This is a genomic window from Rubripirellula reticaptiva (assembly GCF_007860175.1).
GTDB lineage: Bacteria > Planctomycetota > Planctomycetia > Pirellulales > Pirellulaceae > Rubripirellula > Rubripirellula reticaptiva.
Genome location: NZ_SJPX01000002.1, coordinates 747,437 through 761,178, shown reverse-complemented (window position 1 = coordinate 761,178; position 13,742 = coordinate 747,437). Strand labels below are relative to the sequence as shown.

Sequence of the window (13,742 nt, the reverse complement as noted above, 5' to 3'; positions counted from 1 at the left end):
TGGTGCAAGTCCACTGCAGCACGCGACGGGACACTGTCAGACACATAGCAATGGTTTGCATCCGTTTCACGACTGCACTGCGGGAGTCGTTCGTTCGCCGCTTGTGCGAATGCGGATGTACTGGTCTCGCATAGCTTTGACCCGTTCGGCTTGCTCGGGATCGTTGACCCAGTTTTGCTTTTCATCTTCTGCTGGGTTGTCATTCAAGTTGAACAGTGCAATCGGTTCGAACTTGGATACCTTGTGATCGCTTTGCAGGATCAGTTTCCAGCCATCTTTCCGGAACATGACTTCGTTCTTGCTGCCGGCCTGCATCATGATGTACTCGCGTTGCTTGAACTCGCCGTTTCCAGTCAACAGAGGCAGCAGGTTCAGTGAATCTTTGGCTTGATCAGCAGGTACTTTTACGTCAAGCAGCGAAGCCATCGTGGCCAGCACATCTTGGTTGATGACGGGTTCGTCGCTGACGCTGGCTGGTTTGATCTTGCCCGGCCAAACTGCGACAAACGGAACACGGTGTCCGCCTTCGTGCGCCGCGTTCTTGTAGCCTCGCCACTCGCCACTCGAATCGTGGCCGGCTTTGATCGACGCTCCTACACCCAGCCCACCGTTGTCCGAGGTGAAGATGATTAACGTATTGTCGTAGACATTGTTTGCTTTGAGCGATTTGACAATCCGAGCGACTTGTTGATCGAAGTCTCGTACGGTGTCCAGATGATTCGACGGAGTGGTTCCTGCGATCTTCAGACCATCAAATTCGGTGGTCGGTGTGTGCGGCAAATGAACGTGCGGACTCCAATAGCACAGAAAGAACGGATCTTTGCTGGCGTGATCATTGACGAAATCAACTGCTTTAGACGACAACAACTTGCCGATTTCACGAGCATCCCAGTTTGAATCGCCTGGCCCGGGGCCTTTGTCGGAAACGAACTTTGGATCGATCGCGGTTTTCTTGTCGAGGAAGATGATCTTGGAGTCATCTTTAAGCGGCAGCCAATTGCCGTTTTCGTACACGGTGTAGCTTGGTCCTTGGATTCCGCATGGCAACGTTAGGCTGTAGTCGAAACCGATCGACGGCGGACCGCCGCCAACCATCTTGGTCATATCGACAGTCGTGTTGGGGTCGTTGCGTTCTGATTTGCGATAGATTTCTCCCGTCGCTGAGTCTAGGAAGTCTCCGCCCAGGTGCCACTTTCCAACAAAGCCGGTCGCATAGCCCGCCGACTTGGCCACGCTGCCAAGTGTGGCTTCGCCTGGTTTGAACGGACTTTCACGGAACGAACCCCAAACGCCCCACGGAGCGTAGCTGCGGTAATTCATGTTGCCGCTCATCACGCAGTAACGTGTTGGCGAACAAAGGGCGGTCGCCGAATGGGCGTCAGTGAACCACATTCCATCTTTGGCCAGTGCGTCCATCGCCGGGGTGGGCACCAACGATTTTTTGGCTTGGAACTTTTTTTGATAGTAGTTCACATCGCCCAGCCCCAAGTCATCCGCCATGATCAGCACGATGTTGGGACGGTCGGTTGCCTGAGGTTCGTCTGCGAAACAGGGAACCGTCAAAGCAAAAAGGAAAACGCCGAAAACGTAAGTGAATTTGGTCATGGTTTTATAGTGTCATCGCTACGGGGCCGGCGCGGTTGGTTAATGTCATCTGCCATTTCAATGGCTATCGAGAAACGATCCAGATATTGCGAAATCGGTTGGGGTTGCCATGGTTTTGTAGATAGATCGGCCCTTCGGCGACTTCATCTCGCGGCCCACTTGGTCCGCCGCCGGTGCCTTCGGGCAGGCTAACGTGGTCATGAACTTTGACACCGTTATGGATCACGGAAATAACGGCATCGGCAGTCTTGACGCCGTCTTTGAAACGAGCTGCCCTGAAATCGATCTCCATGCTTTGCCAAGTCAGCGGCGGTAGACACATGTTTTGATCCGCCGAGCGAATTCCATAGATGCTTCCAGACCAAGTGTTGACCGGTTTAAGCATGTCGATGCCTTCCCATGCCTGGGGATCGTGATCGAGGCCGAACGTGTCCGAAATCTGAACCTCGTAGGCGCCTACTGCAAACACGCCGCTGTTCCCTCGATGCGGATGGCTGATCGGCGGTTGGGGTTTCAGCGGAATTTGAAACTCGAGGTACAAGGTAAAGTCGCGATACTTTTGCTTGGTCACTGCGCCTGCTTTCAAGACACCGTTTTCGATCTTTCCGTTATTCCAAGCATCGACGTTGGATCCGTCGAACAGCACGGTTGCATCCTCGGATGGCTTTTTGCCAACAACTGTTTCGCTGCGATCGATCTTGTTCCAACCCTGCAGTCGGGTCGCCATTCCATCAAGATTTTCCCACTGGTGGGCAATCGGGCTGTGATCCCAACCGGATCCCGGTAAGCCGCCTTGGTAGATCGACAGATAAAACTTGTCGCCCGATGGAGTGACTTGAACGGCTTGGCCGTCTTTCACGTACTCGCCGATGAAGTCAAATCCAGGAAACTCTTTTGCCGCAAGTTTTGCATCCGTCCAGACGTCCGCGTTTGGGTACTGAACGATCGCTGTTTCGACAGCGACCGTCGGACGGTCTTCTTGGACAATCGGCGTCGAAACAAAGGTTCCCCAGTGAGCCAAGTGCAGCGGGTTTTTGTACTCGAGCCAAACGTTTCGATAGAGCCTCGCGCCGGGATACCAACGCGAGGAAAGGTCTTCTGTTTTTAGCCGGACGGAAATGATGTTTTCTTTGCCGTATCGTAAGTGCTTGCTGATGTCGTACTGGAACTCTATATATCCGAACGGACGATTGCCCACGAACGTGCCGTTCACCCAAACGTGGGCGTTGTACATCGCGCCGTCAAAAGTGATTGCAGCGACTTTCCCCTTTGCGTATGCGGGCACTTGGAACGTCTTGCGATACCAACCTGTCCCATGAAACGGCAGCCCACCGCAGTGAGCGTTGTACTTCACATCGAATGGACCTTCGATCGCCCAATCGTGCGACAAGTTCAGCGACCGCCACACCGAGTCGTCAAAGTCAACTGCCTCGGCAACGTCTGCTTCGCCGTTATGGAACGTCCAGTCGGCGTTGAATGATGTTTCTTCGCCAACGCTTTCAGTCATCGCCTTTGCAGCATCACCGCGGACCGATCCGCCGGCGAACAGGCCAATTGCCGCGACAAGTGCCAAAGCAATCGTGCGGACGGTGTGGAGTTGACTTTTCATAGAGATCGCTTTCCAGCTTCGTTTCGAGACTGCATTTCAGTTATTCGTCATACTCCTGCTTTTCGGAGCATGAACACGTTTCACGCTTTGAGTTCGCCGTAACGTTGACGCTGGCCATTTACGGAACGCAGAACCAAGGTATTGCCAAGTCTCGTCGTCCTGAGTAACCGGATGTTTCGACAGCCTCTGCGGCGCCGAACTCTATAGGCTAGAGATGGTGAACTAAAGTAATCGCACGGGGGCGGTAAAACTGGAACAACTAATTTTAAGATTATCTGATTCTCGACATAAACCATGGTTTTCGTTGGTCATTCAGTCTTCCTGAAGGTGTCAGGGGAATGCCGGCAAGAAACGGCCGGAACCAAACGTCGCTAGCGGACGACACCTAGTCCTGAGAAATGGATAGAAGGGATCGATGGCGATCAGCCGTGTCTGTCAGAACAACGCCATTAAAGACGCGTCGACGAGGCTCGCGAACTTTCGTATCCGATGAGACGAGCGAACAGCAAGAAAAGAAGCTGAGCAAATGCATAGCAGGGTGGGCTCGTGTCGCTTCAAAAACAAGGCGTTGACGGCGAGCGATCGTTCATTGCGAATGTGTGGTGTAGCCCGAGCGGTTCATTCCTCGCCAGAGGCATGCTGCCGATCGGCATCTTTGCCAGTCCTGATGAGTCAGTACTTGGGGGCGTGTGAGAAGCCGGAGCTGCGAATACCGGAGCTATCGCAAGTCCGAATCAAATTGAATGGTTTGGGTCGGTAGGATTGCGTCGCTTTGGATGGAAATCTGTTGAAGATCCCTGTCGCTTGCTCCTGCGACGCTGCACTCGATCGTTTCGCCGGGCAGTAGCCCACGCAGTGAAGTCGTCGATCTCTTCTCGCCGGCGGCAAAGAACGCATCGCGGTAAATCGGTGCTACGCCATCGTTGGTGACATGCAACGTTAGATCGTCGCCTTTGATTTGTGCTGCAGAGACACGAAAGCGATAGCCGGTCGCCATGCTAGCGGACTTGATGCGCTCGGCGGGTTGGAATCGTGGCTGGTCGTTACCAATCATGTAGCTGATGTGGAACTGCTTGGCGGCTTCTTCAAAGGAAACGCCGTTGGGACCATCGGGGCGAAGTGCGTTTTTTTGGTCTTTGTTGTTGTAATAACTGAATTCACCGCCGCTAGGTTGTCGCTTCCAGCGGTTTGAATCCAAAGTCTTCCAGTTGACCGCGTTTTCTTTCGGGTGCGGTTTGCACAGAAATGAATCGTCGAAAACCCCGAACCGAAGCGACAGCAGGTCTGCGTTGTCTTCCAGCGGCGTGTAGTCCGAGTCTGCGGCATCGATGCTGATCGACCAGGGAAGGTTGTTGAATTGGCTGTCCATGTGTCGCAGGAATTTTGCCTGGTACTGTTTCGTTGGAAATGTTTTTCCCATTTCGTTCGGGCCGTCGTAGATGTGGAATTCGGCCCACAAGCCAAAGCCCGTTTGCAGAAACGCGATTCGCCGATCGTTGTCGTACCGTTTGGCAAACCGGGTGTAGAAGTCGAGCATGAAGTCTTGCAAGGCCTTGTTGCTCCAGTCGCAGAAGTGTGTCTTCTTTCGTTCACTGGTGCCGACCGTTTCGTCGTAGTCAGGTCGCTTTCGGATCACGTCGGGCACCGTGGTCTCTTTGCCGACGTAGCAAAAGTAGAACCTCAAAACAGCCTGATGATTTCGCGAGGCGATCTGGTCAAGAATTTCGTCGACTTTCGTAAAGTCATATTGGCCATCGGCGGATACAACTTCGTTGTATCCGCAGTACCGATACTCCAGTGCGATTGCTTCGGGGGACTTTGCAGCATTGGAATTGTCGGACCACAAAACAATTCCCGTCATCGGTTGGACTTGCGTGATTCGCGACTTCAGCGGAACCGGCCGAGGGTCTTGCCCTATTGAAGAACTAGCCAGCGTTGAAAGTGCGATGATGAGTGGCAAAAGTCTTGGTAATGGCATGGCTCGGGATCTCGGTCGTATGTCGTGTCGGAATGTCGCCCAATGAATTTAAGCGAAACGTAAAGGTCGGTTGAGAATCGGGGCGAAAGAGATATTCCTGGCATGAATCCTCTATAAACAAGCGAGTGAACATGTCGCATTTCATTGCGTTGGTGTCGCATTTCGTGCTCGCCTGATCGTTCTTGGCGAATATCTTATGATCTGAAGCCGCGTTTTGAGGTCGCCGGGGTGTCGCATTTCATTCTTGCGGGCGTCCGGGCAGTTTGTTCTGAGTTGTATTTAGTCCAGTCAAAAATCGCCTCAGACGAAGCGTGCGGGTACCTTTCAGTTGGGACGTCGTTGATGAGTTTCGGAAAGATTGCGTTGATGATGGGGCTGTTAAGTTCTTTGTTGTTGACTTGCAGTGGCGACTTGAATGCGACTGAGCCTGTCCTTGATGCGTCAGCAAAACCGAGTGCGTTTCCGGATTTTAGTTGGGACCGCGTGCCGCTGAATATTCACTTTGGAAAGCGTACGGTGGACGTGACCGATGGCGAGATCGAGTTTCTTGCCAGTCACAGTCGGTTCATTGTGCTCGAGAAAAGCCACGGTGCGCGCGTCCATGGAAGTACCGAAGCAGGCATTGCCGACACGGCGCGGCGAATTGTGGCGCGCAATCCCGATGCAAAGGTGTTGTTCTATTTGAATGCGATGATCAACTGGCCAGGCTACGAGGCGTTTGATTCTTATCGGCCTGAGTGGACATTGCGAAACGCAGCGGGCGAAACCGTCAAACACAATTCAGGTGTTTCGCGGCCGGATCCATCCAACGCCGAGTTTCGCGAGTGGTGGTCGGACGTCGTCGTGCAAGCGAATCGAAACGCGCCGCTTGCCGGTGTATTCATCGACGCCCTTCCCCAGGCGATTGCACCCGCGATGGCAAAGCAGGTCGGTGACGTCAAAGCACGCGCCGTCGTCGAAGGGCTCCGCGAGATGATTGCGATGACAAAACGCAAGCTTGGCCCCGAGAGTATTGTCTTGGTCAACGGTTTGCGAGCGACGGACTATCGCGAAATCCTTGACTGGGAAGGCATCGACGGCGTCATGGTCGAGCACTTCGATGCATTTAGGTCAACGTCGGCCGAAGACATCAAAGCCGATCTTGATTCAATTGAGCTAGCCGCGGAAAAAGGAAAGTTTGTCGTCATCAAGGGATGGCCTGGATTCAACTGGCTTGATCGCGAGATGATGAAACGTCCTCACGCCGAATTGCTCGAACTAGCCCGGCAGCGAATAACGTTTCCGCTGGCTTGTTTTCTGATCGGTGCCCAGTCTGGTACGCACTTCTGTTACTCGTGGGGCTACACCAACACCGATGGAATGCTCGACTCCTATTCCGAATTGGAACGTCCGCTCGGGCCGCCAAAGTCGGCCGCGCAGTGGAACGGCATGACCGCCACTCGCGATTTCGAGCATGCGTCGGTGTCGATCGATCTGTCGAATCAAAATGCTCACATCCAGTGGCACGTAGACTGAATGAACCAGTGCGCGATCCAGGACTGACCCGTCGCAGGAGTCAGGACGCCGCATCAGTTAGTATCTATATTTGAAAAGTTTGAATTCCTTTCTCTCAAAGTGATCCGAATATGAACACCCTTTCTTTGCAATCCGCATGGCTGTCCACCTTCATGGTGCTGTTGGGCTGTTTCGCAACTGCCCGTGCCGAAGACGCCCTGCCCAACATTGTTTTCATACTTGCTGACGATATGGGGTACGGCGACGTCCAGTGTTTGAATCCCGATAGAGGGAAGATCGCGACTCCGAAGATGGATCGTTTGGCCGAGCAAGGCATGACCTTCACCGACGCTCATACGACTTCGTCGGTCTGCACACCGACGCGATACGGCATCCTGACCGGTCGCTACAACTGGCGGACTCAGTTGCAGAAAAGCGTGTTGTACGGATTCGACAAGCCATTGATTGACGAGAGTCGAATGACGATCGCCGGCTTCCTCAAGAAACACGGATACAACACCGCCGCGATCGGAAAATGGCACTTGGGTTTAGACATGCCAACGATTGATGGCAAGCCGATCGAAGGAAACAATCCAGCCAACGTCGATTGGGACCAGCCAGTCAAGAATGGTCCGGTGACACGAGGATTCGATTACTACTTTGGCATTTCGGCGTCGTTGGACATGCCGCCATACATCTACATCGAAAACGATCGGTTCGTCGGCAAGGCGACTGCGACTAAAGCCTTCATGCGGAAAGGGCCAGCGGAACCCGACTTCGAGGCGATCGATGTGTTGCCCATGATTGGTAAGAAAGCAGCAGAGTTTATTGCCAAACAAGACGCGTCGAAGCCGTTCTTCGCTTACATCCCCTTCGCTTCGCCTCACACACCGATCTTGCCGTCCAAGCAATGGCAAGGGAAGAGTTCGCTTGGCAAGTACGGTGACTTCGTCATGCAGACCGACGCTGTCATTGGCGAGATTGTCGAAGCCATCGACAAAGCAGGATTCGCCGACAACACGCTCGTGATCGTGACCAGCGACAATGGATGTAGTAAAGCAGCGGGCATCAAAGAATTGGAAGCGATGGGGCATTTCCCGAGTGGCAACTTGCGAGGCTCGAAAGCCGACTTGTGGGACGGCGGGCATCGAGTGCCGTTCATTGTTCGCTGGCCTAGCGTGGTCAAGCCAGGTTCGACCAGCGATCAATTGATTTGCCAGGCGGACTTGATGGCAACCGCCGCCGACATCATCGGTGAACAAGTTCCCGATGGAGCTGGCGAAGACAGTGTTAGCTTCAAGCCGGCGCTCTCTGGCCAGCCGATCGTTTCGACACGTGCGGGGCTCGTTCACCATTCCATCAGCGGCCATTTTGCTTACCGCCAAGGCAAGTGGAAACTCTTGCTCGCCAAAGGTTCCGGTGGCTGGAGCAGTCCCAACGAGCGGCAAGCCAAGGACCGGGCCGAAGCACAACTCTATGACATGGAATCCGATCTAGGTGAAGCAAACAATCTCTACGCGTCCGAACCCGAAGTCGTTGAACGGTTGCTGCAGCAACTGACAGCGGATGTCGAAAGAGGTCGCAGCACCGACGGGCCAGCGTCCGCCAATGACGTCGAGCAAATCAATCTTTGGAAATCTCGATGAACCCGAAAATGAAAACTACTTTGAGACGGATAAGCCGAGTTGCTGCGATACTTGCGATTGGGCTAATGGCTGCACCGCTTATCGCGGCGAAACCAAAGCCGAATGTTGTCCTGATTTTGACCGATGATCTCGGATGGCAAGATGTGAAGTGCTATGACATCGATGAACCATCACCGATGGAAACGCCGAACATCGACGCGCTCGCCAAGAAAGGTGTCATGTTTTGGCAGGCCTATTCACCAGCGCCGACTTGTGCGCCGTCGCGATGTGCAATCATGAGCGGCAACCATCCGGCGCGTGCTCAGAAGACGCATGTCGTCGGTGGTGCGCCGCCATCGCCAAATAATCGACATTCTCGGATGATGGACCCTTGGTACAGCGGTCGGATGCCAGCGGGAGAACAAACGTTGGCAAAAACGATGACGGAAAATGGCTATTTCGCAGGCCACGTTGGCAAGTGGCATATGGCGATTGATCACAACTCGTTCCCACAACCCGAAGATCAGGGCTTTGATTTTACTCGCAGCGATCGCGGTGCCCACTCGGGACCTAAGGACCGTTTGACGGGATTTGCGACCGATGCCGAGGGTGATCCTTATCGATTGGATGCAAACGGGTTTCCGTATCATCAAAATAACGAAGATGCCCTGGCGTTCATTCGCGAGAACAAAGACAAGCCGTTCTTCCTTTACTACGCCACGTGGTTGGTTCATGCGCCCATCCATACGCGGTCGAAGGCACTGCTAGACAAGTACGCGGAACGGTTGGGTGTTGATCCAAGTGATACGTACACGAAGGACGTTCCCGGACAACAGAACCCGTTCTATTGTGCGATGGTCGAGATGCTTGACTACTACGTTGGACAGGTATTTGCGTACTTGGACGAAACCGATGATCCTCGCTGGCCAGGGCACAAGCTAAGCGAAAACACTTACATCATTTTCACTTCCGATAACGGCGGGATGGAAGGCGGTCCCAGCGAGCGTTATACCGACAATAATCCGCTGGACCGAGGGAAGATCTCTGCGAAAGAAGGCGGCACGCGTGTGCCGCTGATCATTGTCGGTCCCGGAATCGCAAAGGGAGTCCAGACAGATGTGCTGGCAAATGGGCTCGACTTTTACCCCACGATCCTATCACTGACAGGTTCGGCGGTTCCGCAGGGTAAGCATCTTGATGGATGCGACTTGTCGAATTTGTTGTTCGGCGACTCGGCTAATCCTGCGCTGGTCAAAGAAGCGGACGGGCAGGTTCGCGACACGATGACTTGGCACTTTCCGCACGGCGTCGCGTTGGAAAGCACGATTCGAGTGGGCGACTACAAGCTGATTCGGAACTACGACCATGTCAGCAACGCTTCAACGCCAGAGCTAGAGTTGTTCCAGTTGTACGCAACCAAGGATGGCAAACAGCAGCGAGTGGATATCGAAGAGGCCAAGAATCTCGCGTCCGCGATGCCCGAGAAGACTGAAGCGATGAATCGCGAATTGTCAAAACGTCTGACTGAGATGAAGGCAAGTTATCCCTACTACAACCCAAATTGTGACACGGATCTTCCGGGCAAAGAAAATGTTTGCACGGTAGTCTCGCACAAGAAGGAAGGGGACACCGTGACGTTCACCTACCAGGAAAACGGTGCGAAGGTGGTGCGTGCGGACTTGCTCTACACGCTCAACGGAGGCCAGCGGTACGAGGAGTGGTTTCGTAGCCCAGCGAGCCTGCTCGCTGGCATGACAGTGTCTGCCGAATTGCCCGAGGGGACAACGCACTTCATTTTAAACCTGGTCGATGAAAACCAATTTCTGCGCAGCTATCCTGAAATAAATAACGGCGGAAAGGCCAAGGCGTCAGCGAGTGCCCTGTCGGTAATTGACGGCGATGTCGTGATGGTTCCGGTCGCGGTGGAAACTACGCCAAGCCGATCGAGCAAGCCGTCGTCGTTTGTTGAAAAAGATACGAATAAAGACGAGCGGCTCTCGCGGGATGAGTACGTTGGTCACGGAACGGCTGGTTTCGACCGAAAAGACAAGGACAAGGACGGATTGTTAACCCCGAGCGAACATAGCCACCCATCATTCGCATTCGCCGATCAGGACAAGAACGAACAATTGACACGTGAGGAGTTTGCGTCAATTTTTGAACGTCAATTCGAGAGTCTCGACAAAGACAGCAGTGGGTTCGTCACTGCCGACGAACTGAGTCGTTAAATCGATTGATTCACTCCCACATCCACGAACAGTCATTTCAACAAATTCCTTCTACACCGAATTCCTAATGAAACCGATTTGCATTCTTGCCTTAATGCTTGTGCTCGCCCCGCTGGATGGGTTCGCCGGGACTCTGCCTGCGAAACCTAATATCATTGTGGTGATGCCCGATGATTTGCACTACGGCGACTATGGGTGCCTTGGTAATCCGGTTCTGCAGACGCCGTCGGTCGATGCGTTCATGAAGCAAAGCCTGCTGTTTACTCAGTTTCATGTCAGCCCAACTTGCTCGCCGTGCCGTGCCGCACTGATGAGTGGAAGACATGAATTCAAGAACGGTGTAACGCACACCATCCTTGAACGCGAACGGATGAGCTTGGACACGACCACGATGCCGCAAATGTTGAAGACGGCTGGCTACAAGACGGGGATTTTTGGCAAGTGGCACCTCGGAGACGAAGAAGCGTATCGCCCCGAGAGTCGTGGTTTTGATGAAGTTTATATCCACGGTGCCGGTGGCATCGGGCAAACTTTCCCCGGTTCTTGTGGTGATGCGCCCGACAATACCAATATTGATCCCACGCTTTGGCATAACGGAACATTTGTTAAAACCAAGGGATACTGCACGGACTTGTTTTTCGATCAATCAATCAAGTGGATGGATGCAAAACGAGAAGCGAAGCAGTCGTTCTTTGCTTACGTTTCGCTGAATGCTGCTCACGGACCGCACGTTGTGCCAGACGAATATTGCAAAAACTATGTCGGCAAGCCGAACATCAGTGAAGGTCTGGCAAAGTATTTGGGAATGGTCGAGAACATTGACACAAACTTCGGAAAGATGCTGGCGAAACTGAAGGAGTGGGACATCGAAGAAAACACGCTAGTTATCTATATCGGCACTGACAACGGTGGTGGAATCAGTCGAAGTCTTTTCAATGCTGGCTTGAACGGAGGCAAGAATTCGGTAACCCAAGGCGGTACGCTCTCGCCCACTTTCTTCCGTTGGCCTGCCGGTGGAATCCCAGCGGGTATGACATGCAACGCGCTCAGCGCCCACTTGGATCTGTTTCCCACTTTGGCGGAAATCACAGGCGCGACGATGACGGAAAAAATGCAAGAGCAAGCCGAAGGCCGCAGTCTGCTGCCGCTGCTAAAGGACCCCAGCGCCGATTGGGCTGACCGGACCTTGGTGCATCATACCGGACGTTGGAAGAATGGCGGCGTAGCCGATGCGAAGTACTCAAAAGCGGCGATTCAAAACTCGCGTTTTTCATTGGTCGAGAACAAGTCTCTCTACGACCTGAAGGCCGACCCTGGTGAAACGACGAACGTCATTGAAGATCATCCCGAAGTCGTGACTCAGTTGCGTGCCGCTTACGATAAGTGGTGGAATGACGTGCAACCATTGTTGGTCAATGAAGACGTGACCCCACCGACCATCAACCCTTTCCAAGAGTTGTACTACCAGCAATTTGGCGGCAGCCCAAGTGAAAGCGACCTAGCCAGGATGGCGGGCCGGTCATCGAAAGCCGCTCCAGCAAAATCCAGCGCCAACGAAGAACGAGCCGAGCGCAGGCGAAAAGCCAAAGCTGCAGCGAAAATTGGAAACTAATCAAGCTGTTTCTAACGCTGACTGCCGTTGTCGACGAAGCGAACTTCAGCGTGCTGATTGCAATTAGTTCAAACGTCCTTAGCATTTCATGTCCCCACCAAGGATCCGAGTCATGGCGTGGAAGCATCTCTGCCTAGCAGCAACCTGTTGGGCGTTTTTCGGGCCATCGGTGATCGAAGCCGTGGCAGTGCCACCTAACTTTGTCGTCATCTTCACGGATGATCAGGGCTATGCCGACGTCGGCTGTTTCGGGTCGCCCGACATTCGTACGCCGCGATTGGATGCGATGGCAGCGGATGGCATGAAGTTCACCAGTTTCTATGCGCAGCCCGTTTGCGGACCGTCACGCGCCGCGTTGATGACGGGCTGTTATCCCATGCGAGTTGCCGAGCGAGGCAATCAGAAGCAGGTCCACCCGATTCTTCACAGTGAAGAAGTCACCGTCGCGGAAGTGTTGAAATCGAAAGGTTACGCAACGGCTTGCTTCGGAAAATGGGATTTGGCCAAGCATGCTCAGGAGGGCTTCTTCACGGACTTGTTGCCCACGCGGCAAGGCTTTGACTATTTCTATGGGACGCCTACAAGTAACGACAGATATGCCAATCTTTATCGTAACGAAGAGCTGATCGAACCAAACACTCAGTTGGCGACTTTGACAAAGCGGTACACCGATGAAGCGATCGGTTTTATGCGCAAGAACCAATCGCAACCGTTTTTTGTCTACATCCCGCACTCCATGCCGCACACGCGGTTAGATGCTTCGCCGCCGTTCAAGGGCAACAGCAAACGTGGGTTGTACGGTGACGTCATCGAAGAAATCGATTTCAATGTGGGTCGCATTCTAGATGCGGTGAACGAGCTCGGTTTGGCGGACAACACTTACGTGATTTTCACAAGCGACAACGGTCCATGGTTGATAAAGAACGCGAGCCATGCCGATGGGCATTTGCCGAGCGACCACGGCGGTTCGGCAGGCCAACTGCGCAGTGGAAAGGTATCGACATTTGAAGGCGGGGTGCGAGTTCCCTGTATCGTCTGGGCGCCGGGCCGAGTTCCAGATGGGGCAACGTGCGATTCGATCGCAAGTACGCTCGACGTTTTGCCAACGCTGGCTGCCCTAGCTGGTGCGACAGTTCCGGCCGATCGTGTGATTGATGGCGAAGACATTCGGCATTTGATTCACGGTGAATTTGACAAGGCGAATGCGGACAAGGCGTTCTACTACTATCTGCGTGTTCAGCTGCAGGCCGTCCGGCAAGGCAAGTGGAAGCTGCATCTGGTTCGTGATAAAGAACCTATCGGCGCGGCGCCGTTCAGTAAGAACCGGCACATTGCAGCCGCCGATCGAATTGGTTTCGACGCTCCTTTCCTGGTGGATCTCGACCACGATATTGGTGAAACGACGAACGTCGCTGTTGAGTATCCGCAAATCACTCGGCGATTACTGGGTCTGGCCGAGGCGATGCGTTCGGACCTGGGGGACTTTGATCGAGTTGGCAAGAACATGCGATTCTTCGATTTGGATGGTCCGCGACCAACAAAGCCACCGGTCCCGTCGAAATAAGTGGTTCATGAGCGCTTTCTGGATTGC

8 protein-coding genes are annotated in these 13,742 nt (G+C 53.6%); 5 read left to right on the top strand and 3 right to left on the bottom strand.

The window, feature by feature from the left end; translation table 11 throughout:
* Positions 1-66 precede the first annotated feature (66 nt).
* The 3 genes from Poly59_RS09075 to Poly59_RS09065 all read right to left on the bottom strand — a co-directional run bounded on the left by Poly59_RS09075 (position 67) and on the right by Poly59_RS09065 (position 5,192).
* Positions 67-1,605, bottom strand: coding sequence for a sulfatase family protein (locus Poly59_RS09075; protein WP_146533757.1), 1,539 nt, complete (start codon positions 1,603-1,605; stop codon positions 67-69).
* 64 nt (positions 1,606-1,669) lie between these two features.
* Positions 1,670-3,214 carry a family 16 glycoside hydrolase gene (locus tag Poly59_RS09070; protein WP_246151505.1) on the bottom strand — a complete coding sequence of 515 codons (1,545 nt, stop codon included), beginning with the start codon at positions 3,212-3,214 and terminating at the stop codon, positions 1,670-1,672.
* Between the two features lie 718 nt (positions 3,215-3,932).
* Positions 3,933-5,192 (bottom strand): DUF4832 domain-containing protein, encoded by a 1,260-nt coding sequence (locus Poly59_RS09065; RefSeq protein ID WP_146533756.1) that lies wholly within the window; start codon positions 5,190-5,192, stop codon positions 3,933-3,935.
* Between the two features lie 342 nt (positions 5,193-5,534).
* On the opposite strand from Poly59_RS09065, the gene Poly59_RS09060 reads away from it, so the two are divergent.
* The 5 genes from Poly59_RS09060 (at position 5,535) to Poly59_RS09040 (ending at position 13,715) form a co-directional block, all read left to right on the top strand.
* Entirely contained in the window at positions 5,535-6,707 is a 1,173-nt protein-coding gene (locus Poly59_RS09060) for a putative glycoside hydrolase (RefSeq protein WP_146533755.1), read from the top strand.
* A gap of 152 nt (positions 6,708-6,859) precedes the next feature.
* On the top strand, positions 6,860-8,332 hold the full coding sequence (locus tag Poly59_RS09055) for a sulfatase family protein (protein ID WP_186776208.1): 1,473 nt from the start codon (positions 6,860-6,862) through the stop codon (positions 8,330-8,332).
* Between the two features lie 65 nt (positions 8,333-8,397).
* On the top strand, positions 8,398-10,539 hold the full coding sequence (locus Poly59_RS09050; RefSeq protein ID WP_246151504.1) for a sulfatase-like hydrolase/transferase: 2,142 nt from the start codon (positions 8,398-8,400) through the stop codon (positions 10,537-10,539).
* Between the two features lie 67 nt (positions 10,540-10,606).
* Positions 10,607-12,151: an arylsulfatase gene (locus Poly59_RS09045; protein WP_186776113.1), complete on the top strand. Its 1,545-nt coding sequence runs from the start codon at positions 10,607-10,609 to the stop codon at positions 12,149-12,151.
* Positions 12,152-12,263: 112 nt separating this feature from the next.
* The gene (locus Poly59_RS09040; RefSeq protein ID WP_146533752.1) at positions 12,264-13,715 is read left to right on the top strand and encodes a sulfatase family protein; all 1,452 of its coding nucleotides are present in this window, start codon (positions 12,264-12,266) and stop codon (positions 13,713-13,715) included.
* Positions 13,716-13,742: the final 27 nt, after the last annotated feature.

What these genes read in the sequence shown, in the direction of transcription:
- Poly59_RS09045 (WP_186776113.1), top strand. Translation starts at nt 10,607, where the DNA reads ATGAAACCGATTTGCATTCTTGCCTTAATGCTTGTGCTCGCCCCGCTG.
- Poly59_RS09055 (WP_186776208.1), top strand. Translation starts at nt 6,860, where the DNA reads ATGGTGCTGTTGGGCTGTTTCGCAACTGCCCGTGCCGAAGACGCCCTG.
- Poly59_RS09060 (WP_146533755.1), top strand. Translation starts at nt 5,535, where the DNA reads ATGAGTTTCGGAAAGATTGCGTTGATGATGGGGCTGTTAAGTTCTTTG.
- Poly59_RS09070 (WP_246151505.1), bottom strand. Translation starts at nt 3,214, where the DNA reads ATGAAAAGTCAACTCCACACCGTCCGCACGATTGCTTTGGCACTTGTC.
- Poly59_RS09040 (WP_146533752.1), top strand. Translation starts at nt 12,264, where the DNA reads ATGGCGTGGAAGCATCTCTGCCTAGCAGCAACCTGTTGGGCGTTTTTC.
- Poly59_RS09050 (WP_246151504.1), top strand. Translation starts at nt 8,398, where the DNA reads ATGGCTGCACCGCTTATCGCGGCGAAACCAAAGCCGAATGTTGTCCTG.
- Poly59_RS09075 (WP_146533757.1), bottom strand. Translation starts at nt 1,605, where the DNA reads ATGACCAAATTCACTTACGTTTTCGGCGTTTTCCTTTTTGCTTTGACG.
- Poly59_RS09065 (WP_146533756.1), bottom strand. Translation starts at nt 5,192, where the DNA reads ATGCCATTACCAAGACTTTTGCCACTCATCATCGCACTTTCAACGCTG.